The 24,375-nt window shown below is 42.1% G+C and carries 22 protein-coding genes; 12 read left to right on the plus strand and 10 right to left on the minus strand.

Annotated elements, in window-relative coordinates:
* Positions 1 to 130: 130 nt before the first annotated feature.
* The 4 genes from AB7E53_RS00095 to AB7E53_RS00110 are packed head-to-tail and all read right to left on the minus strand — an operon-like array spanning position 131 to position 5,150.
* Entirely contained in the window at positions 131 to 739 is a 609-nt protein-coding gene (locus AB7E53_RS00095; protein WP_446773504.1) for an L-threonylcarbamoyladenylate synthase, read from the minus strand.
* A gap of 41 nt (positions 740 to 780) precedes the next feature.
* Positions 781 to 1,638 (minus strand): enoyl-ACP reductase FabI, encoded by an 858-nt coding sequence (locus AB7E53_RS00100; protein WP_446773505.1) that lies wholly within the window; start codon positions 1,636 to 1,638, stop codon positions 781 to 783.
* 57 nt (positions 1,639 to 1,695) lie between these two features.
* A complete protein-coding gene (locus AB7E53_RS00105) occupies positions 1,696 to 4,161 on the minus strand; it encodes a bifunctional UDP-N-acetylmuramoyl-tripeptide:D-alanyl-D-alanine ligase/alanine racemase (RefSeq protein WP_446773506.1) in 2,466 nt (821 codons plus the stop codon).
* Between the two features lie 2 nt (positions 4,162 to 4,163).
* The gene (locus AB7E53_RS00110; protein WP_446773507.1) at positions 4,164 to 5,150 is read right to left on the minus strand and encodes a GSCFA domain-containing protein; all 987 of its coding nucleotides are present in this window, start codon (positions 5,148 to 5,150) and stop codon (positions 4,164 to 4,166) included.
* Between the two features lie 88 nt (positions 5,151 to 5,238).
* Here AB7E53_RS00110 and dxs point away from each other — a divergent pair, with 88 nt between their 5' ends.
* The 3 genes from dxs to AB7E53_RS00125 are packed head-to-tail and all read left to right on the plus strand — an operon-like array spanning position 5,239 to position 10,005.
* Entirely contained in the window at positions 5,239 to 7,146 is a 1,908-nt protein-coding gene (gene dxs / locus AB7E53_RS00115) for a 1-deoxy-D-xylulose-5-phosphate synthase (RefSeq protein ID WP_446773508.1), read from the plus strand.
* A 46-nt stretch (positions 7,147 to 7,192) separates the two neighbouring features.
* A complete protein-coding gene (gene trkA, locus AB7E53_RS00120; protein WP_179399685.1) occupies positions 7,193 to 8,527 on the plus strand; it encodes a Trk system potassium transporter TrkA in 1,335 nt (444 codons plus the stop codon).
* A 17-nt stretch (positions 8,528 to 8,544) separates the two neighbouring features.
* Positions 8,545 to 10,005 carry a TrkH family potassium uptake protein gene (locus AB7E53_RS00125; protein WP_446773509.1) on the plus strand — a complete coding sequence of 487 codons (1,461 nt, stop codon included), beginning with the start codon at positions 8,545 to 8,547 and terminating at the stop codon, positions 10,003 to 10,005.
* A 34-nt stretch (positions 10,006 to 10,039) separates the two neighbouring features.
* On the opposite strand, the gene AB7E53_RS00130 is transcribed toward AB7E53_RS00125, so the two are convergent.
* From AB7E53_RS00130 to AB7E53_RS00150, 5 genes are all read right to left on the minus strand, one after another.
* On the minus strand, positions 10,040 to 10,360 hold the full coding sequence (locus AB7E53_RS00130; RefSeq protein ID WP_079682658.1) for a hypothetical protein: 321 nt from the start codon (positions 10,358 to 10,360) through the stop codon (positions 10,040 to 10,042).
* A gap of 73 nt (positions 10,361 to 10,433) precedes the next feature.
* The gene (locus AB7E53_RS00135; protein ID WP_179399684.1) at positions 10,434 to 11,348 is read right to left on the minus strand and encodes a ribonuclease Z; all 915 of its coding nucleotides are present in this window, start codon (positions 11,346 to 11,348) and stop codon (positions 10,434 to 10,436) included.
* A 374-nt stretch (positions 11,349 to 11,722) separates the two neighbouring features.
* On the minus strand, positions 11,723 to 12,874 hold the full coding sequence (locus AB7E53_RS00140; RefSeq protein ID WP_350455790.1) for a cytochrome d ubiquinol oxidase subunit II: 1,152 nt from the start codon (positions 12,872 to 12,874) through the stop codon (positions 11,723 to 11,725).
* 19 nt (positions 12,875 to 12,893) lie between these two features.
* Positions 12,894 to 14,444, minus strand: a complete 1,551-nt coding sequence (locus tag AB7E53_RS00145) for a cytochrome ubiquinol oxidase subunit I (protein ID WP_446773510.1) — start codon at positions 14,442 to 14,444, stop codon at positions 12,894 to 12,896.
* A 12-nt stretch (positions 14,445 to 14,456) separates the two neighbouring features.
* Positions 14,457 to 14,684, minus strand: a complete 228-nt coding sequence (locus AB7E53_RS00150; RefSeq protein ID WP_068186487.1) for a DUF4492 domain-containing protein — start codon at positions 14,682 to 14,684, stop codon at positions 14,457 to 14,459.
* Positions 14,685 to 14,973: 289 nt separating this feature from the next.
* Here AB7E53_RS00150 and AB7E53_RS00155 point away from each other — a divergent pair, with 289 nt between their 5' ends.
* The 7 genes from AB7E53_RS00155 to AB7E53_RS00185 all read left to right on the plus strand — a co-directional run bounded on the left by AB7E53_RS00155 (position 14,974) and on the right by AB7E53_RS00185 (position 21,323).
* Positions 14,974 to 16,446 carry a Gfo/Idh/MocA family protein gene (locus AB7E53_RS00155; protein ID WP_079682654.1) on the plus strand — a complete coding sequence of 491 codons (1,473 nt, stop codon included), beginning with the start codon at positions 14,974 to 14,976 and terminating at the stop codon, positions 16,444 to 16,446.
* Positions 16,447 to 16,465: 19 nt separating this feature from the next.
* Positions 16,466 to 17,314 carry a 3-keto-disaccharide hydrolase gene (locus tag AB7E53_RS00160; RefSeq protein WP_079682653.1) on the plus strand — a complete coding sequence of 283 codons (849 nt, stop codon included), beginning with the start codon at positions 16,466 to 16,468 and terminating at the stop codon, positions 17,312 to 17,314.
* A 128-nt stretch (positions 17,315 to 17,442) separates the two neighbouring features.
* Positions 17,443 to 17,961, plus strand: coding sequence for a DoxX family membrane protein (locus AB7E53_RS00165; RefSeq protein WP_079682652.1), 519 nt, complete (start codon positions 17,443 to 17,445; stop codon positions 17,959 to 17,961).
* A 4-nt stretch (positions 17,962 to 17,965) separates the two neighbouring features.
* Entirely contained in the window at positions 17,966 to 19,615 is a 1,650-nt protein-coding gene (locus AB7E53_RS00170) for a Gfo/Idh/MocA family protein (RefSeq protein ID WP_079682651.1), read from the plus strand.
* A gap of 372 nt (positions 19,616 to 19,987) precedes the next feature.
* Positions 19,988 to 20,365, plus strand: coding sequence for a DUF6249 domain-containing protein (locus AB7E53_RS00175; RefSeq protein ID WP_079682650.1), 378 nt, complete (start codon positions 19,988 to 19,990; stop codon positions 20,363 to 20,365).
* A 38-nt stretch (positions 20,366 to 20,403) separates the two neighbouring features.
* Entirely contained in the window at positions 20,404 to 20,967 is a 564-nt protein-coding gene (locus AB7E53_RS00180) for an RNA polymerase sigma factor (protein ID WP_068186499.1), read from the plus strand.
* Positions 20,964 to 21,323 (plus strand): hypothetical protein, encoded by a 360-nt coding sequence (locus AB7E53_RS00185; protein ID WP_446773511.1) that lies wholly within the window; start codon positions 20,964 to 20,966, stop codon positions 21,321 to 21,323. Before AB7E53_RS00180 ends, AB7E53_RS00185 begins: the two co-directional genes overlap by 4 nt.
* An 87-nt stretch (positions 21,324 to 21,410) precedes the next feature.
* On the opposite strand, the gene AB7E53_RS00190 is transcribed toward AB7E53_RS00185, so the two are convergent.
* Entirely contained in the window at positions 21,411 to 22,142 is a 732-nt protein-coding gene (locus AB7E53_RS00190) for a NigD-like protein (RefSeq protein ID WP_068186503.1), read from the minus strand.
* 162 nt (positions 22,143 to 22,304) lie between these two features.
* On the opposite strand from AB7E53_RS00190, the gene surE reads away from it, so the two are divergent.
* Both surE and lpxB read left to right on the plus strand, forming a co-directional pair.
* The gene (gene surE, locus AB7E53_RS00195) at positions 22,305 to 23,081 is read left to right on the plus strand and encodes a 5'/3'-nucleotidase SurE (RefSeq protein WP_068186531.1); all 777 of its coding nucleotides are present in this window, start codon (positions 22,305 to 22,307) and stop codon (positions 23,079 to 23,081) included.
* Positions 23,078 to 24,214 (plus strand): lipid-A-disaccharide synthase, encoded by a 1,137-nt coding sequence (gene lpxB, locus AB7E53_RS00200; RefSeq protein ID WP_446773512.1) that lies wholly within the window; start codon positions 23,078 to 23,080, stop codon positions 24,212 to 24,214. The genes surE and lpxB overlap by 4 nt, the downstream gene beginning before the upstream one ends.
* Positions 24,215 to 24,375: the final 161 nt, after the last annotated feature.

Consider the following 24,375-nt stretch of genomic DNA (forward strand, 5'->3'; position numbering starts at 1 on the left):
TGGTTGATCCTGAATGATTTTAGGGTTTTTAAGGATGTTCTCAGGTAGTTTTTTTACTCAAATCTGCATAACACGCCTAAATGGGTCGCGCAATTGGGCCTTTTCAAGGATAAATTCCGGTCGGATTTATTTATAAAGAGAGCTCTCCTTTACCTTGCCGGATGATCTCGAAAGAATCGGTTGTACAATCTACAACGGTTGAAGCAACGGTTTCGCCATACCCGCCATCAATAACAACATCTACCTCGGATTCATATTTTTCGTGTATAAGTTCCGGGTCTGTAGTATATTCGATCACATCGTCGTCGTCGTGCACCGAAGTGGTGAGGATTGGATTGCCCAACTGCTTTACAAGTTCACGTATGATGTTGTTGTCTGGTACACGTATACCTACTTCCTTTCTGTTCTTGTAAATTTTAGGAAGTTCGCTGCTGGTTGGAAGAATAAAAGTGAAAGGTCCGGGGAGGTGTCTTTTCATTAGTTTGAATGCCGCATTGCTTACTTTAGCATATTCGCTGAGGTTGCTGAGGTCATAACAAATGATAGACAGATTGCTTTTCTGCGGGTTAATGCCTTTCATCCGGCATATTTTTTCGACAGCTCGCACATTGAGGGCATCACAACCCATGGCATAAACAGTATCGGTGGGGTAGATGATAAGTCCCCCGTCCCTAAGGATTTCGATTACTTTGTCGATTTCCCGTAAATTGGGATTTTCGGGATAAATTTTTACTAACATAAACGAATATATTGTGCCACCCCCGAAGGGGTGGCGGTGTATTATCCGTAGATAATCTTACCATTTTCGTCGGTAAATTCTTCCATACCGGAGCTGTATTGGTTCATAGCCCTGAGGCTCATACCCATGCTTGAGAATCCTCCGTCGTGGAACAGGTTCTGCATTGTCACCTTACGGGTAAGATCAGAGAACAATGTTACACAGTAATCGGCGCATTCGTCGGCTGTGGCATTTCCTAACGGAGCCATCTTGTCCGAGAAATCAAGCAGGTGCTCCATACCCTTTACACCGCTACCGGCTGTAGTAACCGTTGGCGACTGGGAAATGGTATTGATACGAACCCCTTTCTCGCGACCGTAAATATATCCGAAGCTACGCGCAATTGATTCCAGCAATGATTTGGCATCTGCCATATCGTTGTATCCGAAGAATGTACGTTGGGCTGCTACATATGTAAGAGCTACAACTGATCCGCATTCTGCGATAGCATCCTGTTTCTTTGCAACCTGAAGCATCTTATGAAATGACACGGCCGAAATATCCAAAGTCTTTTCCAGCATATCATAATCCAGGTCGTCGTAGGTACGTTTCTTGCGCACATTAGGACTCATTCCGATAGAGTGTAAAACAAAATCAATTTTTCCTCCTAATATTTCGACAGATTTGGAAAATACATTTTCCAGGTCTGCTACGCTCGTCGCATCTGCAGCGATCACCTCTGCATTCAGTTTCTTTGACAAGGCATCTACCTCACCCATACGAACAGCAACAGGTGTATTGCTCAATGTAATAATCGCACCTTCTTCTACGGCTCTTTCTGCTACCTTCCACGCGATAGACATGTCGTTCAGCGCACCAAAGATGATGCCCCTCTTGCCTTTTAATAAATTGTGACTCATACCTATTTCTATTTAAATATGGCACAAAAGTATATAAAATGTGCAATATATACAACCTTATTCCCTGAAATACACTCTTTTTACTCTTGGAGAGATCGAAGTGAGTATCTCATAGCTTATTGTTCCAAGTGTTTCCGATAGTTCGGATACGGGTAATTCATCTCCAAAAATAATTACCGTATCCCCTTCGTTCACCTCTATACCGGTTACATCAATCATGCATGTGTCCATACAGATATTTCCAATGGTGGGACATCTTTTCCCGTTTATCAGTACCTGACCGGCTCCATTGCCCAGGTGACGGTCCAATCCGTCGGCATATCCGATCGGGATGATGGCAATGCGGGAATCTCTTTTAACATAACTTCGTCTGCTGTATCCAATTGAATCACCTGCCGGAACCTCCTGTATCTGAAGGATGGTGGTCTTGAGGGTATTTACATTACGAAGACCTTTCTGACCACTTGCACTCACTCCGTAAAGCCCGATGCCCAACCGGACCATATCCATCTGGTAATCGGCAAATCGTTCGATGCCTGCCGAATTGAGGATATGCTTCAAAACGGGATATTCTATTCCTTGTTCCAGTTGTGAGGCCGTCTTTTGGAACGTCTCAATCTGTTTGAGGGTGAAATCATCAAAAACGGACGAGTCGCTTCCGGCCAGGTGGGAAAATACAGATCGTACCGCTACACCACTTTGCGACTTCAGGCAATCGCATATGGCTTGCATGTCTTTGGGCTGAAACCCGAGGCGATGCATTCCAGAGTCGATTTTAAGATGTATGGGATAGGAGGTGATTCCCCTGCGTTCGGTTTCGCGGATCATCGCTTCCAGCAACCGGAAACTGTAAATTTCCGGTTCAAGCTGATTCTCGAACAAGGCATTGAAACTGCCGAATTCCGGATTCATTACGATGATGGGGATGGATATACCTGTGCGCCGCAAATCGGCACCTTCGTCGGCTACCGCCACGGCCAGGTAATCGCAACGATGTTCCTGCAATGTTTTGGCAAGTTCGAATGAGCCAGCTCCGTATCCGTAGGCTTTTACCATACAGATCATCTTTGTTTCAGGCTTTAATCTGGAGCGGTAGTAGTTAAAATTATGCACAATGGCATCCAGATTAACCTCCAGAATGGTTTCATGCACTTTTTTCTCCAAGAGTTCTGTAATCTGCTCGAAGTGAAAGCGTCTGGATCCTTTGATAAGTATAATCTCATCCTGGAAATTCTTAAAGGAAGGGGACTGTATAAAGTCGGTTGTAGAAGGATAAAACTCCTTTTCCATCTCAAAAGCCGCTCCGTATTCCTTTAAATCCCTTCCGATCCCGATAATTCGATCAATCTTTTTTCGTTGTACCAGATCGGCCACCTTCTTATAAAGAGATTTTGGCAGAGTGCCGGATTGAAGTATGTCTGATAAGATAAGTGTACGTTTCATGGCTTTGTCCACTTGTCTTGTCTGCAGAAAATCAAGCGCTATACCCAACGAGTTTATATCTGAATTATACGAGTCATTGATGAGCAGGCAGTTGTTGATGCCTTGCTTTACCTCAAGGCGCATGGCTACCGGCTCAAGATGAAGGAATCTTTCTTCGTGGTTCACACTGGTAGGCTTGAGATAAAGCATCAAAGCCATACAGTGAATTACATTTTCAATGGAAGCGTCGTCTGTGAATGGAATTACATACTTACGGTTATATCCTAGTAAGGTGCAGCTGATTGTGGTACGATCGTTCTGCTTGTCGACCGATTTAATAAACAACGGAGCTTCCGAATCGGTCCGGCTCCAGGCAATTGCCTTGTGCGACAGACAGGCTGCTTCAATACAATTGGCGATGAAAGCATTGTCACCGTCATATATTATGGCTTCGCTATCCTGAAAAAGTTGTAATTTCTCCAGACATTTCTGGCGGGTTGAAATGAAATTTTCCTGATGCGCCTCGCCGATATTGGTTATGATACCGATGGTTGGGGCGATTATAGGCTGAAGCCGTTCCATTTCATCGGGTTGGGATATGCCTGCTTCAAAAATTCCGAGTGTATGTTTCGGATTGATTTGCCACACAGAGAGTGGGACTCCCAATTGCGAATTGAAACTACGGGGAGACCGCACAATATTGAATTCGGTATGTAATAACTGGTATAGAAACTCTTTCACAATGGTTTTACCGTTGCTACCTGTTATACCGATAACAGGAATATCGAATTTCTTCCGATGATGGGCGGCCAGTTGCTGCAAGGCGCGAAGCGGATCTTTTACCAACAGGAAGTTGGCATCAGCATACATATCGGTGGAAGTTGGCATTTCGCTTACCACAAAATTGCGTACGCGCAGCTTATATAATTCAGGAATGTATTTATGCCCGTCGTTTGTTTTAGTCCTGAGGGCAAAAAAAAGACTCTGCTCCGGAAATGAGACAGTCCGGCTGTCGGTAAGCAGCATCGTTATCGTGTCTTCGCGCAACAAATTGCTTTTGGATCCGATAATTTTAGCAACCTCTCTAATTGAGTATTCCATATTCATTTCAATTTTGACTTCAACGCTTTTAGTTCGTTTTGTGTATCAAAGGACGGTATTTTCTTTGTAATTTGTTCTATTTTTAACATAGTTTGAAGGATAAATTTCTGATAAGCCTCACTCTCCGGTTGGAAGGGCTTATGGTTCATCGCTTTTTGAATCTCTTCCCATTGATGCATAATTTCTTTTGTGTCGGATGTCATAAAACAGGATACAAACCGATTCCATATATATTGGATTGCCTGATTGGACGGATGGACCATATCTTCGGAGTAAAACCGATAATCTCTCAGCTCATCCAGCATGATTTCATAAGCCGGAAAGTAGTCTGCAGATTCCGGATGCCGTTCCATCAGTTGCTGAACAGCAAGTATCAGGGTCGCCTTGCTGATCTGATTGCCATGTGCACCATCTTTCAGATGGCGGATGGGACTAACAGTAAAAAGTATCCGCAGGTCGGGGTTTATCTTTCTGAGTTTTTGGATGAGCTCCGACCAAAGTTCTGTAATGCCTTCCACAGTAAGAAGCTCGCGGATAAATTGCCGGTCGGGCAACTTATGGCAGTTGGCAACAATCCGGTTGTTCTCTTTTAGACGATAGATATTGGCACTACCGAAAGTAACGAAAAGGAATTTCGCATTTGTTATGTAGTCTGATGCAATGCTCATCTGGCGGTTGATCAGGCGAAGACAATCTTCCTCGTCAACCGAAGAAAAACGACTGTGATGATCGAAGCTATGGAAACAGCCTCCGTGCTTAAATAAATCCGAAGGTTTATATATCTTTCCATCCAAAAGAGTCTGAATGGATGACGCTACAGAGCAGGGATTGTAGAGTGTCCCAAAAGGATTGACGCAAACCTGGAATTTAGATTCATCCAGTTTTTTTCCTATATTTTCTACAAAACAGGACCCCAAAAGGAGTATTTTATCGTTGTAGGTTGCTTTAACCTGATAATTTGGAAGGGAGGTCGGGGTGCTGAATTCCATGATAAAATAGTGTGTCTAAATTATTGCGTTAGCAAAGTTATATTATATGCGCTTAATTCTCTACATTTGCATCAAAAAAATACCAGCAATGGCATCTAGCAATGAAGAGTACATATTAAATAAGATTGATTCTCCGGCCGACTTACGTTTGTTGCCTTCCGGAAAATTAGAACAGGTATGTGCCGAACTGCGTCAATATATTATTGATGTCTTGTCAGAAAACCCAGGACATCTTGGAGCTAGTTTAGGTACTGTGGAACTTACGGTGGCCTTACATTATGTATTTAATACCCCCGTAGATCGCCTTCTATGGGATGTGGGACATCAGGCATACGGTCATAAAATACTGACCGGGAGAAGGGACGCATTCCATTCACTTAGAAAATATAAAGGAATAAGCGGATTCCCAAATCCGAATGAGAGTGAATACGATGCATTTATAGCAGGACACGCATCCAACTCTATTTCTGCAGCATTGGGTATGTCCGTTGCTTCCCTAATAAAGGGGGAGGATCAGCGACATGTGGTGGCTGTGATAGGAGACGGGGCTATGACGGGTGGATTGGCTTTTGAAGCATTGAATAATGCTTCGACAGATCCGAATAATCTGCTCATTGTCTTGAATGATAATAATATGGCTATCGACCATAGTGTAGGGGGCCTAAGTGAATATCTCGTAAATATAACAACGAGTCAGACTTACAACAAAATGCGTTACGACGTATACCGCGGACTACGGAAGCTGAATTTGATTTCGGAAGACAGTCGCGGTAGTATCCTGCGCTTTAATAACAGTCTGAAAGCACTGATTACGCAACAACATAATTTGTTCGAAGGATTCAGTATACGTTACTTCGGTCCGGTTGACGGTCACGATGTGAACTATATGGTGAAAGTGCTGAACGATATAAAGGATATGAAGGGACCAAAACTTCTGCATATCCGGACCATGAAAGGAAAGGGCTTCAAGCCCGCTGAGGAGTCGGCTACTGAATGGCACGCTCCCGGCAAATTCAATAAGGAAACAGGTAAGCGTATTATTGCTCCATCTACGATTGAACCTCCTTTGTTTCAGGATGTTTTTGGACATACATTAGTGGAATTGGCATCCAAAGACGAGCGGATCGTGGGGGTAACTCCGGCTATGCCTACGGGATGTTCGATGACTTATATGATGAAGGAGTTTCCAAGTCGCGCCTTTGATGTGGGAATTGCAGAAGCACATTCCGTTACATTTTCGGCAGGTATGGCAAAAGAGGGATTGATTCCTTTCTGCAATGTATATTCATCATTTATGCAAAGGGCATACGATCAGCTGATTCACGATCTGGCTTTACAGAAGCTTCATGTGGTGCTTTGCCTGGATAGAGGCGGACTGGTAGGAGAAGATGGTGCAACTCATCACGGTGTATTTGATTTAGCCTATATGCGTCCGATCCCTAATCTGGTGATCGCATCTCCCATGAATGAGCATTATCTGCGAAATCTTATGTTTACCGGCTATAAATACGATGGCCCGTTTGTAATTCGATATCCGCGAGGCAAGGGGGTGCTGGTAGACTGGAAAAATGAAATGACTCTTATGCCCGTCGGAAAGGGGCGTAAACTAACGGATGGTACTGATGTGGCGATTTTATCCATTGGTGCTTCCGGAAATGACGTGTCGAAAGCAATTGAATTAGTCTCCGCTGAGGGCCTTTCTGTTGCCCATTACGATATGATTTATCTAAAACCGATTGATGAGGATCTTTTACATGAAGTAGGAAAGAATTTTTCAAAAATTATTACGGTTGAAAACGGAGTTATTCAAGGAGGTTTAGGCAGCGCTGTTCTTGAATTTATGTCGGATAATGGATATTATCCCCGCATAAAAAGGATTGGCATCCCTGATAAATTTATAGAACACGGCTCTGTGCCTGAATTAAATAAACTGTGCGGTATCGATGTTGAAAGCATTGCTGCATGCATACGGAATTTGGTGTCTTTTGAGTGTTAGAATTTTTTTTGGTGGTTTTCAAAAATAGGTCTTTTATTATAAGTGTATGAAAATTGTCATTGCCGGTGCTGGTGAAGTGGGTACTCACTTGGCCAAAATGTTGTCGCAGGAAAATCAGGATATTATCTTGATGGACCCAAATGAGGAACGCTTGAAATTTACCAATAACATGGAGGTTCTGGCGATGGTAGGTAATCCTACTTCTTTAAAGGATTTGCAAGAGTCAGGAATAAAGGATGCAGATCTTTTTATCAGTGTAACACCCGAAGAGCCTACAAATATTACGGCCTGCATGTTAGCTCATAGTCTGGGTGCCCATAAAACGCTGGCCAGGATAAATAACTACGAATATTTGCAACCCAAAAATATTGAGTTTTTTCAAAAACTGGGGATAAGTTCTATGATTTACCCCGAAATGTTGGCGGCCCGAGAGATTGTTACAGCCGTTCAGCGTCCGTGGGCTCGTCAATATTGGGAGTTGTTCGGAGGAGCCTTAATCCTTATCGGGGTAAAGGTCCGTGACAATGCTCCTATTGTGAATAAAAGGCTGACAGACCTGAGTCTGGATCAGAAGTTGTATCACATCGTAGCCATTAAACGGTGTAATGAAACTATAATCCCCCGTGGAACTGACCATATCGCTTCCGGAGATATCGTATTTTTTACTACGACGCGTGAACATGTAAAAGAGGTGCAGATTCAGACTGGCAAATCGGATCCGGAGGTAAAGAAGGTTGTTATTATGGGCGGAAGCCGTATCGCTCTTCGTACCTGCCAGTATCTGCCAAGTAATATCCGTGTAAAGGTTATTGAGACAAATAAAGAAAAGAGTCAGCGGATTGCTGAAGTGGTTCCGGGAAATGTATTGATAATTAATGGAGATGCCCGTGATACGGATCTGCTTCTGCAGGAGGGTATTAAAGATGCACAGGCCTTTATTGCGCTTACTGAAAACGCGAGTACGAATATTCTTGCATGTCTTGCTGCCAAACGATTTGGTGTTTATAAGACCATTGCCAAAATTGAAAATATAGATTATATTCCTTTGGCTGAAAGTATGGATATCGGTACAATTATCAATAAAAAGTTGATTGCCGCCAGCCATATCTATCAATTTCTTCTCGACGCAGATGTCTCCAATGTAAAATGTCTTGCATTTGCCAATGCCGACGTGGCCGAATTGGTTGCACGCCCCAATTCTAAGATCACAAAGAAGGAGGTGAGGGAGTTGAAATTACCAAAAGACATTACTTTAGGCGGTCTGATACGAGATGGCAAGCCGATGATGATTCAGGGAGACACCCATATTCAGCCTTACGACCACGTAGTGGTGTTCTGCCTGGATACAGCTATGCGAAAAGTAGAGGAGTTTTTCAACTAATCTGAAGGCTTGAGAGTATGTCACAATTGAATATCCGGTTTATTTTCAAGATGCTGGGGTTGATGTTTATCCTCGAATTCTTATTTGTATTAGTTGCAATCGCTGTTGCTTTTTACTATAAAGGAGACGACGTTTATCCCTTGTCCCAAACAGCTGGAATAATGCTGGTGTTGGGTATGTTATTTTATTTAATTGGCTTCAAGGCTAACGAGCGCTATGCGGGCAGGAGAGAGGGTATGATAACGGTAGCCCTTACCTGGGCTGTATTATCCTTCTTAGGAATGTTGCCCTTCTATCTGGGAGGGTATATTACAAATCCTGCAGATGCTTATTTCGAAACAATGTCTGGTTACACAACAACCGGTGCTACTATTTTGTCTGACATTGAAGCTTTACCCAAAGGAATTCTTTTCTGGAGGAGTTTGATTCAATGGCAGGGGGGAGTTGGTATGATTGTGTTTACGGTAGCTTTGATGCCTATCTTCGGAGGAGGAGCCTCGGAGTTATTCGATGCAGAGTCAGCAAGTATAACCCATGATCGTTTCAGACCCAGAATTACACAGGTTGCAAAAAGGTTGTGGGGGGTTTATGTATTCCTGACAGGTATTCTGGTATTGTTATTGTGGGCTGGACCAATGGACTTGTTTGATGCAGTCTGCCATTCGTTTACTACCTTGGCAACCGGGGGGTATTCCACCAAGAATGCAAGTGTTGCTTATTGGAACTCTCCCTATGTTGAATACATGATAACGATATTCATGTTTATCGGGGCTATCAACTTCACATTGATTTACTTTTTCTTTAAAGGTAACTTCAAAAAATTATTTCATGATGAGGAGTTGCGTTGGTTCTTCTTCATTGCTGTTGGCGCAATCAGCATTGCCACTAGTTGGGTTTACTTTAATGGTTTTGAGACAGATTTTGAGACTTCATTCCGAAAAGCAACTTTTCAGGTGATGACTTGTCTTACCACAACCGGATTTGCTACTGCAGATTACGTACCTTGGGGCCCGTTTTTTTGGCTTCTGGCTTTGATGCTTATGATTATTTGCGGATGCGCCGGATCAACAACCGGAGGGTTGAAAACAGGGCGTTTTGTGATTCTTGTAAAGAGTCTGCTTAGCGAGTTTAAAAAACAGACACACCCGCATGCTGTTATTCCGGTTAGAATGGATGGTCATGCAGTACCGGTGGATATTGTACGGCGTGTGTTGGTATTTTCGTTCGTCTATGTTTTCATGATTGCGGTTTGCTGTTTCTTACTGACGCTTAATGGGGTTGGTTTTGAAGAGGCTATTGGTGGATGTGTTTCCTGCGCCAGTAATTCGGGCCCGGCGCTCGGAACAATCGGTCCGGTAAGTAACTATTCCAGTTTACCCGATTTCTCAAAGTGGGTACTTTCATTTTTAATGATGACAGGTCGTTTGGAGATATTCACGGTGTTGTCGTTATTCCTTCCGGGTTTCTGGAAACAATAATTTAACTGTATACAATAAAGTAGCCTGAAGAGTATTATCTGATGGCTACTTTCCGAACAGTTTCTTCGATTCGGATAATATAGTAGCCTTTAGAAATGTTTACAAGATATTCGCCGGATGGTTGTTTCATCTCTATTTCGCGGACTTTCAGACCAACAACACTAAAGATTTCGAGTTTGCTTCCTACGGGGGCATTGACCACACTGATCCTATTGTCTGTAACCGTTATCTGGATAGAATCTTGTTTGAGTTGCATTATAGCCGCATCTTTCTGCTTCGGATATTGCTGTTGTGCAGTAGCCGAACCCAGAAGTGAAATAAATGCGATAAAAAAGCAATAGAATATGCTTCTCATACTATAAGCCTAATTTCTGACAAATGTAGGAATAATTCCTGAATGCAGTCAAGGGATTCCTGTTTTTTTCTTACTATACAGTCAGTGTCATTCCCTCATCGGCAAGGATGGTTCCCGGAAAGATCTCATCGGCCTCTTTTTTCAAGGTGTGGAGTTCTTCGTAACGGGCAGAATAATGGCCGATAACAAGCCTTTTTACATTCGCTTTTCTTGCAATCTCGGCAGCCTGCCGTGCGGTAGAATGAAATGTTTCTTTAGCCCTGGCAGCATCTTCGCTCGCAAAGGTGGCTTCGTGGTAGAGTAGATCAACACCTTCTATGATCGGTATGATTTTCTCATAATATGCGGTGTCTGAACAATAAGCATACTTCTTGGGAGTACTGGCCGGCCTGGTAAGTCTTCCGTTGGGAATACGTTCTCCTTCCGGTGTTATATAATCTTCACCCCGTTTGATGGATGGTAATAGCCTTACAGGTATTTGATAGAAATCGGTCATCTCCTTAATTATATGAGCCTCTTTTGCTTTTTCGGCAAATAAAAAGCCTGATGTTGGAAGTCTGTGTTTGAGGGGAATCGAATAAACCGAAACCGACCGGTCCTCCCAAATCAGCTCATGTTGATCGGGTGCAATATGATTGAACCGGATTGGATAGGGGAGCTCCCTGCAGAAGGTGTTCAGGATAGGTCTTAAATAAGTTTCAGTCTCCTTGGGCCCATGTATAACTAATTCGCCGTTTCGCCCCAGCATCCCTAATGTGGAAATCAATCCGGGTAATCCAAAACAATGGTCACCATGCATATGAGATATAAAAATATGATTCAGCCGGCTGAATTTGATTCTCATTCTACGCATCTGAACCTGGGTAGCTTCTCCGCAATCAATCATGTATAGCTTGTCCCTCAGGTTTACAACTTGCGATGTAGCCAGATGGCGCGTGGTAGGTAATGCAGAACCACATCCCAATATATTGACTTCAAAACATTCCATATAATTAATATTAGTATTTTATATGTGGCCTTTCATGAATGAACGAATAAGATTAAACCCTAAAGTTTGGGAGGCCAGAATAGTATGCAAAGATAGGCCTTTTGTGTATATGGGAGAATAGAATAAATGAATCTTTTTGATAATCAGGGTTAAATGTAGTTCGAAGTGAGAGGTTTGATGTGAAAAAATGCAAAAAAGGACAGTCTAATTCTGTTTTTGTGTATGTTTTTCATTATGTTTGTCAGATAAAGAAAAAATAATTTCATTTTGTCACAGAACATCGGGTGTGTTCTAAACCTTAACAGTAATTTTTGTGTTAAAACGGTTATATATGAAACCGGTGAAGGATTTGACTTCACCGGTTTTCTTTTTGCTTAATAAGTATGATTTCCTGAACTCATCTCCTTACTGTCAATTTTGTGTATGTCTAATGCACGCCATGCATAAAATATATAAGCAGCCACAAAAGGTACCAGAATTGAGACGTAGCTCATCACTTTTAAAGTGAAGAAGCTTGACGAACTGTTGAAGATGGTCAACGAACTCTGCAGGTCTACCGATGATGGATAATAGGCGGTGTTATTATAGCCTGTTATCAGGAAAAGGGATAATACGGTAAGCACGGTGCCACTGCCGCAGAACCAGATTCCTTTTGTGAACTTATCAGAAACGATTGTTTTACCAATTCCAAAAAGAACAGCAACAACTCCGATCAATAAGATCGCAAGTATTACAGGCATTTCTATTAAATTAATGAAATACTTGTTGGGTTGCATAAATATTTCGCCGGTAGACGGATCAATAGCATACCCTTCACGAAGCATTATGTGTACAAGAAATGCCAGAAAGAATACAAGGAATAGAGCGGCGTTGGGAAGAAGTTGCTTTCTGCAACGTGTAGTCAGTTCCTCATCATTTATATTATTAATGAAGTAAAGTATTGCCTGCACACGAGATAAAAAGAATACGGCCAATCCCAAACATAAATTCCAGATATTAAATGCGGCTTCCAATCCATGCAGCGGATTGCTCCACGAAGAAATAACCGGCATGCCAACGTTCATAAGCTGATCTTTATTTACTGTAAATTCAGATCCCGTAAAGAATGTGGCTACTGCTGTACCTAATAATAACGGACCGCCAATCCCATTTATCATAAGGAATATCTGGTAGGTTCGTTTTCCTAGTAAATTGCCTTTTTTTGATTGGAACTCGTATGATACAGCCTGAATAACGAAGCAAATCAAAATAATTGTCCATACCCAGTAGGCTCCGCCGAAGCTTGTGGAATAGAACAGAGGAAATGAAGCAAAAAAAGCTCCGCCGAAGGTTACCAGCGTTGTAAAAGTGAATTCCCATTTCCTTCCGGTCGAATTCAGCATCATTTTTTGCTGAAGCTCTGTTTTGCCAAGATTAAATAGTAAAGACTGCCCTCCCTGAACAAACAAAAGGAAAACAAGCAGAGCTCCCAATAAAGAGATAACAAACCACCAGTAGTGTTGCAATAATATATATGTGCTATCCATAATTTCTAGTTTTATAGTGTTAATGTGAATTTGCCGGACCTTTTTTTATCTCTTTCAACATAATTCGTATTTCTGCAATCAACAAAATTGTGAAGAGAGCCAGAAACAGGAAGAATGTTATTTGAACGGAAGAGGTGCTCAGTCTGGAAATAGAAGTGCCCGTAGGTAATATATCCTGAATAGCCCACGGCTGTCTTCCTACTTCTGCAACCACCCAGCCCGCCTGACCGGCTATATATCCCAGAGGTATTGTCCACAGACAAATATAATGCAACCATTTTTTGTTTGTAAATGTGTTTTTAAATGAGAAGATAGTGGCAATCAGGAATAAAAGAATAAAATATCCTCCCAGAATTACCATGATGCGAAATGCATAAAAGACGATGGATACATTCGGGACCAGGTCGGCCGGATCTTTTATATAACCATAACCAAAATAGGGGAAATTGGCTTCAAGTGTATCCCTGTGCTGTTTCATGGCAGCCTCATCCTTCTCTTTAGCTGCTTTTCTGTATTCGGACAGAGCCTGGATGGCTATCCTGCCCCTGTTCATTTTTTCTTCTGCGGAGAGAGCTATGCCCTGTTCTGATTCGTATCCCCCCTTTATAAGGTCGTTAATACCCGGAACGAAGCCATCAACATCTCTTTTTGCCAGGAATGACAGCGCATAGGGAATCTGAACTCTCATAAGGAATGCATCGGCATCATCCCGGTAGCTTGTTTTTTCGGGATTGAGAATCCCAACAGCAACGAGTCCGGCTTGCTTCTGTCCGTGATACAGGCCTTCCATAGCTGCGAGCTTCATAGGCTGTTTATCTGCAACCTGATAGGCAGAGCCATCACCAGTCCAGGCGATAAGGATGGAGGAAATCAATCCAAATACAGCTCCTACCTTGATGCTTGCCAAAGCAAACTCGGTATCACGTTTTTTAAGCAGGAACCAGCTGCTTACTCCAAGAACAAATACGGCTCCCAACACCCAGCCTGACAAGACTGTGTGGAAGAATTTATTTATCGCTACCGGCGAAAGTGCAACTGCCCAAAAATCGAACATTTCGTTGCGTACCGTATCCGGATTGAATTTCATACCTACCGGGTACTGCATCCATGCATTGGCAATAAGAATCCAAAGTGCAGATAACGTGGCGCCGATAATTGTAAGCCAAGTGGAAGCAAGATGGAATCTCTTGCTTACTTTATCCCAGCCAAAAAACATTACAGCAATAAATGTCGCTTCCATAAAGAAAGCCAATATACCTTCTATAGCTAAAGGCGCACCGAAAATGTCGCCAACAAACCAACTGTAATTAGACCAGTTTGTCCCGAATTCAAATTCGAGGATAATACCGGTGGCAACGCCGATGGCGAAATTAATACCAAAGAGTTTCATCCAAAATTTGGCGGTGGTTTTCCAAAATTCATTTCCGGTCTTGTAATACAAGGTTTCCATAATAGCCATTACTACACCTAATCCCAACGTTAATGGAACAAACAGCCAGTGGTACATGGCAGTAAGAGCAAACTGAGCCCTTGACCAGTCAATTAGTGAAGAGTCGATACTTTCTATCATACGAAATAGTTTTTAATTGTTTATAGCGCGATCAATTAATTCTGTTGAAACGTGTTCTCCCTTTTCATCGGCAGTTTTATATTTTCCAAGATAACTCGGAAAGAAAAATAGTTTTAATACGAAAAACATGATGAAAAGCTTGATAAGGATGATAAGCCATAAGGTTTTTCCTAGCGTCATTTGCCGGAACCCATCCATATAGAATTGATAAATTCTTATTATTACAGGTTTTTTTTTCATGATATGTAATGTTGTAATCTAAATAACAATAATAATTACAGAATGTTATCATCCTGACAAATATAAAACATCAGATGCATATTTCCCAGTTCAATTATAGTATTTATTTACAATATTTTATTTTTTATTTACATAGAGTGTTAAAAAAAGTTGTTTATGCCAAGAAATACGCTAAGGGGTGCTGCAAATATTACAGTATTGGCTACATTTGCCATTATTTGATCAGTGTAGAAAGGAAAATCACAACTTATTTATCATTTAAGTGCTAATCTATAAAAAAATTGTTACTATGTCGAACATCACAAGAAGATCATTTCTTCAAAAAGGAACGGCAGCAGCAGCTGCGTTGACCATTGTTCCGAACACTGTCCTTGGTAAGAGCCACGGACATACAGCTCCAACAGATAAATTGAATATTGCAGGTATCGGTATCGGAGGTATGGGTGCAGCTAATCTACGTAATATGGAAACAGAGAACATCGTAGCTCTTTGTGACGTAGACTGGAAGTATGCGAAAGGTACTTTTGACAAGTATCCTCAGGCCAAGAAATACTGGGATTACCGCAAAATGTACGACGAAATGGGTAAGTCTATCGACGGTGTTATGGTTGCTACTGCCGACCATACGCACGCTATCATTTCGGCCGATGCTATTTCAATGGGAAAACACGTGTATTGCCAAAAACCGCTTACACACTCTGTTTATGAGTCTCGTTTGCTGACTAAGCTTGCCGATAAGTATCAGGTAGCTACTCAGATGGGTAACCAGGGTTCTTCTGGCGAAGGTGTAAACCTTACCTGCGAATGGATCTGGAATGGTGAAATCGGTGAAATTACAAAGGTTGAAGCCTTTACAGACCGTCCTATCTGGCCACAAGGTTTGATGACTCCCGAAAAAGCAGACAAGATTCCTTCAACATTGAATTGGGATTTATTCTCTGGTCCGGCTGAAGTTCGTCCGTTCAACAACATCTATCACCCATGGAACTGGCGCGGATGGTGGGCTTACGGTACAGGAGCTCTTGGCGATATGGCTTGTCATATCCTTCACCCGGTATTTAAATCTTTGAAATTGGGTTATCCTACCAAGGTTCAAGGTTCATCTACGTTGTTGTTACGCGACTGTGCACCACAGGCTCAGCATGTGAAATTGACTTTCCCTGCTCGTGACAATATGCCAAAAGTAGCTATGCCTGAGGTTGAAGTACATTGGTACGATGGCGGTTTGAAACCAGATCTGCCTGCCGGATATCCTGCCGGAAGAGAAATGAACGACCAGGGTGGTGCTGTTATTTTCCACGGAACAAAAGATACATTGATTTGCGGTTGTTATGGTGTTAACCCATGGTTGTTGTCTGGTCGCAAGCCGGATGCTCCTAAGGTATGCCGTCGTGTACCAAAGAATGCTCACGAACAAGACTGGATCCGTGCAGCAAAAGAAAGTGCAGCTAACCGTGTTCCTACTGCATCAAACTTTGCAGAAGCAGGTCCTTTCAACGAAATGGTTGTAATGGGAGTATTAGCTGTACGTTTGCAGGCTTTGAACAAAGAATTGTTGTGGGATGGTCCTAACATGCGCTTCACTAATATTGGCGACGACGAAACATTGAAGATTGTTATCCGTGACGGATTCAAGATTCATGATGGTCACCCAACATTTAACAAAACAATGACCGATCCTATCAATGCGAAGAAGTTTGCTGAAGAATTAATCAAGCACAACTATCGCGACGGATGGAAATTAGTTGACATGCCTAGATAATTTTAATTAAAATAATAAAATGAAAAAAGTAGTATTATTAGCAAGTGCTGCAATTTTAATGGGATGTTTTGCATCTTGTGCAGGTGGAAATAAAAAAGCCGAAGAGGCTCCTGCCGTTGATTCAACTGCTGTTGCTGCTACTCCTGAGTACAAATTAATGGATCTGCCTACAGTAGACTTGTCTACATTCCCAAAGGATGCAGACGGATGGATCACTTTGTTTGACGGAAAGACTATGAACGGTTGGAGAGGTTATAACCGCGAAGACGTTCCTACAGCATGGGAAGTGAATGATAAGGCTATTCACATCAAAGGTTCTGGTGCCGGCGAAGCTGGTGCTAAAGATGGAGGAGATCTTGTATTTGCTCACAAATTCAAGAACTTTGAATTGGAATTGGAATGGAAGGTTGCAAAGGGTGCAAACTCTGGTATTTTCTATTTGATTCAGGAAGTGGAAGGACAACCCGCTTATATCTCTGCACCTGAGTGCCAGGTATTGGATAACGAAAATCATCCGGATGCCAAAATGGGTAAAGATGGTAACCGTCAGTCTTCTTCATTGTATGACATGATTCCTGCAAAACCACAAAATTCTAAACCTTTCGGACAATGGAACAAGGTTAAGATTATGTGCTACAAAGGAACAGTTGTTCACTACCAAAACGACGAGCCAGTTGTTGAATACCACTTATGGACACAACAATGGAAAGAACTTCTTGACGCAAGCAAATTCAGCAAAGACAAATGGCCTTTGGCTTACGAATTGTTGCTGAACTGCGGTGGCGAAAACAAAGAAGGCTTTATCGGTCTTCAGGATCATGGTGACGATGTTTGGTTCCGCAATATTAAAATTAAACTTTTAGATTAATTTTATTTTGTCAAACAGAACTTGATATTATTAATAAGTAATACCCGGAGAGAGAAGACTCACTTCGGGTATTCTTTGTTTTCTATATCGACGGTCTGAAATAATTTAAATCATTTATAATAATACGAATGAAGAACTCGGAAAACTGTTGTGTGTACACAAAAGCTCAAATAACTTGGCTTGTGGTGTTAAGGCTGTTTATCGGATGGCATTTCATGTACGAGGGACTTGTAAAAATAATGAATCCAAAATGGACATCAATGGCCTATCTGTTGGATTCAAAAGGTCCCGCTTCCTCATTTTTCATTGGACTGACACAAGATCCAGCCACGATGAATTTGGTAAACCTCTGTAATGAGTGGGGATTGTTTTTAGTGGGTCTGGGTTTACTAACAGGCTGTCTTTCTAAATTATCCGCCATTGGTGGAATAACTTTTTTAGGAATCTATTACCTTTCTCATCCATCTTTTATTGGTGCCGGCTATATTATGCCGTTTGAAGGAACTTATCTCTGGATAGATAAGAATCTGGTGGAGTTGGCAGCCCTGGTGGTGTTGCTTGTATTCCCTACTTCCAAAATAATAGGAATAGATCGCTTGCTTGTAAAGGCTATGCCTAAAAGCATTTTGAAACTTAAATTGATTTGATGAGATGGCACAAGAAGATGTAAAGAAAACTCCGGAGAATAATCTGCCAGAATCATCCGGCCGTAGAGATGCTTTGAAAGCATTAGCTACAGTTCCTTTGTTAGGAGCAATGGCGTATGGAGTATATCAAAGACAAAAGTTTGAAAGAACACGCAGAGATATGTCTGATGTTTTTCAACTTAGCAAAGAGGGGCCAACCATGTTGGAGGCTCAGCCAAACGGAAAACAGATCCGTTTAGGTTTAATCGGTTTTGGTATCCGAGGAAAGCAATTGATGAGAGCTGCAGGTTTTGCAGAACCATCGTGGATTGATACCTTGATTGAAGCAAATAAGAAGGATAAAAAGGATAACCGCTATCAGCAATATCTGGAACAAGATGATCTGAATGTTGTTGTAAATGGGGTTTGTGATATATTTGATGTTTATGCCGAGGCTGCAGTACAGGCCAGTGCGAATATACACCGTGAGGGTAGTAACGGGAAATTTGGTCCTGCTCCCAAACGTTACCGCACTTACCAGGAATTGTTGGCGGCAGACGATATCGATGCTGTAATCATAGCAACACCCGACCATTGGCATAGCACAATGGCTATGGCTGCAGCTAAAGCCGGAAAGCATGTGTATGTTGAAAAACCATTGTCGTGGACCGTACCTGAAACATATATGGTACGCGAAGTGATCAAGGAAACCGGTATAGTTTTTCAGCTTGGACATCAGGGCCGTCAGACCGACAGCTATCAAAAGGCTAAAGAGATTATCAGCAAAGGCCTGATCGGACCTGTTAATCTGATTGAGGTATGTACAAACCGTAACGATCCCAATGGAGCCTGGGTGTACGATATTATTGAAGGCTCGTCGCCCGAGACAATCGACTGGAAACAGTTTGAGGGAGATCCGGAGCGTATCAAGGAATACCGCGACTACATGCTATCCAACAAGCTTGAGAAATATATGGGTCCGGACGATCGTTCGAAGTTCAGTCTGGAACGTTTCTTCCGCTGGCGCTGCTGGTGGGATTACAGTACAGGATTGAGCGGCGACTTGCTTACTCACGAGTACGATGCCATCAACCAGATTATGGAAGTTGGAATTCCGCATTCGGCAACCTCATCGGGAGGCGTTTATTTCTTTAAAGACGGACGTACCGTACCGGATGTATTACATACTACATTCGAGTTCCCCGAAAAGAACTTCACCATGCTTTATAGCGCTACGCTGGCAAACAGCCGTAACAGAGGTAAGGTGATTATGGGACACGATGCATCAATGGAAATCTCCAATACACTTACATTGAAAGTGGATGCCCGGTCTACACGCTATGCAGAGAAAATTGAGAAAGGTATTATTGTGCCCGACCAACCATTCTATAACTACATACCCGGACAAGATAACTCGGATACGATTACATCGGCAACCGAACTCTATTTTGCCCAGAGAGGATTGTTGTATACCTATGTGAACGGTAAACGGTACGATACAACGTTTCTTCATATCCGCGAATGGCTGGAGTGTATCCGTCAGGGAAAAACACCGAGTTGCAACATTGATCAGGCATTCGAGGAAGCTATTACAGCCCATATGGGTACACGTGCATTTCTGGAAGGCCGTACTATGTATTGGGATAAAGATAAGGAAGAGATCGTACGGGGATAACCCGCTTTCTTTCAGTATATCATTAAAGGATGTCTTAGACCATTGGTTTAGACATCCTTTTTGTTTTTAACGGATAAAAGCTATACCCTAATCGAAAAGAAGACTATCTTTAAGCTCAAAGAATACTATATTTGTAAATCGTCCCCATGGGCCCGTTAAAACGTCTCCATGGAGCTGTTGAAACGCGCCCATGGGGCGAAGCTTGTAAAGATATATATTTTAAACATAGTATAAGGAGGATGTAAGCTTACTAAATACCACTTTGTATGCTACTTTAAAAAATATTCTTTTTTTGTATCTGTTTTTTGTAACCGAAAATCCACTCCCGTTGTCATATATGTAACAAGAATAATTAATTAAAATAACAACAGTATGTCAGGTTTATTAATCCCCATTGTGGCAATTATTTGTACGATTGGATTGCCAATTTTAGTAATTTCAATTATTGTGTATAAAAGCGTACAGACTAAACACCAGGAAAAACTGGCAATGATTGAAAAAGGAATGATTTTGCAGGAACCCGAAAAGCGGACAAACAAATATACCGCTTTACGTAACGGATTGCTTTTGGTTGGACTTGCTGTGGGAGCTATGATTGGTTTAGGAATCAGCGAAACGTGGCTGCGTGATAGCTTTGCCGGCGATTTTATGATTGCAATCATGACTATTTTGTTCGGAGGAATTGCCTTTTTAGCCTACTTCTTTATGATACGGAGTATGCAGAAACAGGATAATAATCCGGAAATCTAAGAAAACAGTAATTCATAAAATCAAACAGGCAAGATTGCATGGACGAACAAAGGTGGATTGAAAACATCCTGGCAGGAGATACACAAAGTTTCTCCTGCCTCGTCACAAAGTATCAGCAAATGGCCTTTAGCATCGCATTCCGTATTCTGGAGAACCGCGAAGAGGCGGAGGAGGCCGTACAAGATTCCTATGTGAAGATGTATAGGGCGCTCCCAACCTTCCAGTTCGGAAGTAAATTCTCAACCTGGTTTTATCGGATTGTGTATCACACTTCCTTATCGGCATTAAGGCAGCAGCGCCTGTTTTCCAGCTATGATGAGGCAACACCAGCCGATCTGACCGACGATGATATAGACAGTGCAACGGAGATACTGCAACGCGAGGATCGGAAGGAGATTATTACCAAAGTTTTGAAAAAGATGCCAAAGGATGAAGCTCTTTTATTATCTTTGTACTATCTGGAAGAGTGCTCTATTGATGAGATCCGTCAGATTACGGAACTCACAACTTCTAATATTAAAGTAAAATTGTTCCGTGGACGGAAACATTTTTATGAATCTTTGCAGAAAATAGCTAAACATGAAATGGTAAATATGATATGAACTCTATAAATCAAAAAGCAGATAACCTTACGCGGGCTTTATTAAAGGATTGCCGCGAGACTCCACCCAAAGGGATGGATCTTAAAATCATGGATTTGATTCAAAAAGAGGCTCCCTTAAAGCGTCCGGTAATTGTAGATGAGGGCTATTCGCAAGGAGGTATAATCGCTTTAGGCATCGGATGTTTATTGTTGATCCTTGTAGGCTTGCTTTTGCTTATCACACATAAAAATGATCTGGGTACTCTTTATTTTCAGATCAGGGAGTCGTTCCCCTACGTACTGTCTATTTTATCGATGGTGAGTTTCTTTATCTTCTTTACGATGATGGACCGGTTGATGACATATACCAAATAATATTCTTACAAAAAAAAGAGAGGCACCCTCACGGTGTCTCTCTTTTGCTGAACTAAATGATAAAATAAAAGTTATGTAGGAAGGGTTTTATTTGATATTCCCGAATGAATTTACCGAAATCTTTTTAGAAGCTTCCACCTCTTTGCTTTTCCAGTTATAACTCATGTCGTACGTCTTTTCACCGTCAAAGGTCTTAACCTTGACTTTGAAATTTACTGAATCTTTACCTGCTTCAACCAACTTGCTCAGGTTAAAGGCTACAAGACCTTCTTTACCGGCAACGGGCTGGTCGTTATAGGCATTGTGTCTGAACTCCAATACTTTGGGAGTCGATGTCTGGGTTGTATCCTGCACCAGATTGATAAAGTGTGCCTTTGATCCACCGTAATTGAACCCGAACTGTACATTCAGGTAACCACCGCCTACCCACATGTCAATAATTTTAACCGGATCATTTCCATAAACAGAATCATTTTCTGCTGTTAAAGTGGCGATAGGTTTAGTCAGGATATTTTGGATACTGTTTACCTTGATAAAATGATCGTATCCCTGAATGGAATCCGATAAGATTGTGTAATTTACCAGAGCACGCTGATCATTTTTCGGATCGTAACCCGGATAATTGGTAGCAGCAGGCCAAAGCTTCGTTCCATCATCCAGGATCAACGAATACGTATTGTTGTCAAGCGGCTCGACAGTCGCGATGGATATCCAAAATTTACCTAAAGAATAATCATCATCGTCACTTAAGCATGAATTAAATACCAGAGGGGTTAAAATCAGACCGGTAAGAATTACAAATACTTTAAATGCTTTCATAGAATTCAATTTTATATTGTTACTTTATGATTTACACTAATAAAGATGCATGACGCCCGGAAATGCTGCAAACAATAATTGAAAAAGATGTTAAAGATTTCCTGTTTTGTAGGGAACTCAAATAATTTGTACCTTTACAACGAAATTGAAAGGTATAAAAGTATGATGAATGACAGACCTTTGATCCTGATCACAAACGACGATGGTATTCAGGCAAAAGGAATTAAAGAATTGATATTTTGTCTTCGGGCAGTAGGTGATATTGTAGTGTTTGCTCCGGACGGACCACGTTCCGGCATGTCAAGTGCCATTACTTCTGTGGCTCCTATTCACTACACCCTTGTAAAGAAAGAGGAAGGCCTCACGCAATACTGTTGTTCGGGCACTCCGGTAGACTGTGTTAAGCTGGCAGTGAACGAAGTATTGGATCGGAAACCCGACCTGTTGGTCTCTGGTATAAATCATGGAACCAATATGGCAATCTGTGTTCATTATTCGGGTACCATGGGGGCCGCAATTGAAGGATGTATCTTTAATATACCCTCCATCGGAGTTTCCCTGACCGATACACATCCCGATGCAGATTTTACCGAAAGCTGCCGTCTGGCCCGTAAGCTGGCCCGTACGGTTTTGAAGGAGGGACTGCCCAAAGGAACCTATTTGAACCTGAATGTACCTAATATTCCAAGAGTAAAAGGGATGAAAGTCTGTAAACAGGCCGATGGCCGCTGGGTGAAAGAGTTTTTACGGATGAAGAGCCCGGCAGGTAAAGAGGTCTACTGGCTGACAGGCGAATTTCAGAATCATCACCCTGTGCAGGACGATAGCGACACCGTTGCATTGGAGGCAGGATATGCCTCGTTGGTCCCCTGCAAGATAGACGTGACCGACTATGCTTACCTGAATCGTTTTAAGCAATGGGAGATTGAAGAGCAATGAAATATTATCTGATTGCAGGTGAAGCCTCCGGAGATTTGCACGCATCGAATCTGATGGACGGACTAAAGAAGGAAGATCCGCATGCGGAGTTCCGTTTCTTTGGAGGAGACCTTATGTCGGCCAAGGGGGGAGTCCTTGTTAAACACTACAGGGACATGGCATTTATGGGCTTTATACCCGTGCTGCTGAACCTGAAGACCATTCTGAGGAATATGAAAACCTGTGAGGAGGATATTAAGCTTTATAACCCGGATGTAGTAATATTGATTGACTATCCGGGATTCAATCTTAAAATAGCCAAGTTTGTGAAGACGGTTCTGAACATTCCTGTGTATTACTACATCTCTCCTAAAATTTGGGCCTGGAAACAATACCGGATCAAGTCCTTTAAAAAGTATGTAGACAAGATGTTCTGTATTCTGCCTTTTGAACCGGATTTCTTTCGGAAGCTGAATTATAAGGTGACATATGTTGGTAATCCGTCGGTCGACTCTGTGGCGAACCGGACTTGTGCCAACGAAACATTTGCCCAGTTTATACGGGAAAACCAATTACCGGATAAACCGGTAATCGCTCTTCTGGCAGGAAGCAGGCGACAGGAGATAAAAGACAATCTGCCCACCATGCTGGATGCCGTTTCGGGATTCACGGAATTTCAATACGTAATTGCCGGAGCCCCAGGTATAGACCCCGGATATTATAAAGAATATATTGGAAATCATAAAGCAAGCATAGTCTTTGATCAGACGTACAGGCTGCTGCAGCAAAGTAAGGCGGCCTTGGTTACTTCGGGAACTGCAACGCTCGAGACAGCTCTTTTCAGGGTTCCTCAGGTGGTTTGCTATAAAACACCCGTTAAAAAGCTGGTCAGATTTGTGTTTACTCACTTCTTTCATATCAAATACATTTCGCTGGTCAATCTGATTGCTGATAAAACAGTTGTACAGGAATTGTTTGCCGATTCCTTCTCCTGCCAGGCAATCCGCGAAGAACTGAATAAAATCATCCGGGTCGAAGCCTACAGAAACACGATGCTGGAAGGTTACGACGAGGTGATAAACAGGCTCGGAAGTCCGGGCGCATCACACCGGGCAGCACGATATATGTTCGAATCTCTGTCCACCCCGAAATAAGGATTATATTATAAAGTAATCTAAAAAAGGATCCGGCTTCAAGTGTTCGTTCAGATATTTAATTTATTCTGTTTATATTTGCAAGTTATCAACAGTTCGGGCAACTTATCAACAAACCAGTGATTGTTTTGCCTTAACAGGATTTGGATTAGTGATTTATG

Source organism: Macellibacteroides sp. (genome assembly GCF_050251695.1).
GTDB classification, from domain to species: Bacteria; Bacteroidota; Bacteroidia; order Bacteroidales; family Tannerellaceae; genus Macellibacteroides; species Macellibacteroides fermentans.

Bases quoted from the DNA above. Each gene is read 5' to 3' on its own strand.
- AB7E53_RS00095 (WP_446773504.1), bottom strand. From the start codon at position 739: ATGTTAGTAAAAATTTATCCCGAAAATCCCAATTTACGGGAAATCGAC.
- AB7E53_RS00100 (WP_446773505.1), bottom strand. From the start codon at position 1,638: ATGAGTCACAATTTATTAAAAGGCAAGAGGGGCATCATCTTTGGTGCG.
- AB7E53_RS00105 (WP_446773506.1), bottom strand. From the start codon at position 4,161: ATGGAATACTCAATTAGAGAGGTTGCTAAAATTATCGGATCCAAAAGC.
- AB7E53_RS00110 (WP_446773507.1), bottom strand. From the start codon at position 5,150: ATGGAATTCAGCACCCCGACCTCCCTTCCAAATTATCAGGTTAAAGCA.
- dxs (WP_446773508.1), top strand. From the start codon at position 5,239: ATGGCATCTAGCAATGAAGAGTACATATTAAATAAGATTGATTCTCCG.
- trkA (WP_179399685.1), top strand. From the start codon at position 7,193: ATGAAAATTGTCATTGCCGGTGCTGGTGAAGTGGGTACTCACTTGGCC.
- AB7E53_RS00125 (WP_446773509.1), top strand. From the start codon at position 8,545: ATGTCACAATTGAATATCCGGTTTATTTTCAAGATGCTGGGGTTGATG.
- AB7E53_RS00130 (WP_079682658.1), bottom strand. From the start codon at position 10,360: ATGAGAAGCATATTCTATTGCTTTTTTATCGCATTTATTTCACTTCTG.
- AB7E53_RS00135 (WP_179399684.1), bottom strand. From the start codon at position 11,348: ATGGAATGTTTTGAAGTCAATATATTGGGATGTGGTTCTGCATTACCT.
- AB7E53_RS00140 (WP_350455790.1), bottom strand. From the start codon at position 12,874: ATGGATAGCACATATATATTATTGCAACACTACTGGTGGTTTGTTATC.
- AB7E53_RS00145 (WP_446773510.1), bottom strand. From the start codon at position 14,444: ATGATAGAAAGTATCGACTCTTCACTAATTGACTGGTCAAGGGCTCAG.
- AB7E53_RS00150 (WP_068186487.1), bottom strand. From the start codon at position 14,684: ATGAAAAAAAAACCTGTAATAATAAGAATTTATCAATTCTATATGGAT.
- AB7E53_RS00155 (WP_079682654.1), top strand. From the start codon at position 14,974: ATGTCGAACATCACAAGAAGATCATTTCTTCAAAAAGGAACGGCAGCA.
- AB7E53_RS00160 (WP_079682653.1), top strand. From the start codon at position 16,466: ATGAAAAAAGTAGTATTATTAGCAAGTGCTGCAATTTTAATGGGATGT.
- AB7E53_RS00165 (WP_079682652.1), top strand. From the start codon at position 17,443: ATGAAGAACTCGGAAAACTGTTGTGTGTACACAAAAGCTCAAATAACT.
- AB7E53_RS00170 (WP_079682651.1), top strand. From the start codon at position 17,966: ATGGCACAAGAAGATGTAAAGAAAACTCCGGAGAATAATCTGCCAGAA.
- AB7E53_RS00175 (WP_079682650.1), top strand. From the start codon at position 19,988: ATGTCAGGTTTATTAATCCCCATTGTGGCAATTATTTGTACGATTGGA.
- AB7E53_RS00180 (WP_068186499.1), top strand. From the start codon at position 20,404: ATGGACGAACAAAGGTGGATTGAAAACATCCTGGCAGGAGATACACAA.
- AB7E53_RS00185 (WP_446773511.1), top strand. From the start codon at position 20,964: ATGAACTCTATAAATCAAAAAGCAGATAACCTTACGCGGGCTTTATTA.
- AB7E53_RS00190 (WP_068186503.1), bottom strand. From the start codon at position 22,142: ATGAAAGCATTTAAAGTATTTGTAATTCTTACCGGTCTGATTTTAACC.
- surE (WP_068186531.1), top strand. From the start codon at position 22,305: ATGATGAATGACAGACCTTTGATCCTGATCACAAACGACGATGGTATT.
- lpxB (WP_446773512.1), top strand. From the start codon at position 23,078: ATGAAATATTATCTGATTGCAGGTGAAGCCTCCGGAGATTTGCACGCA.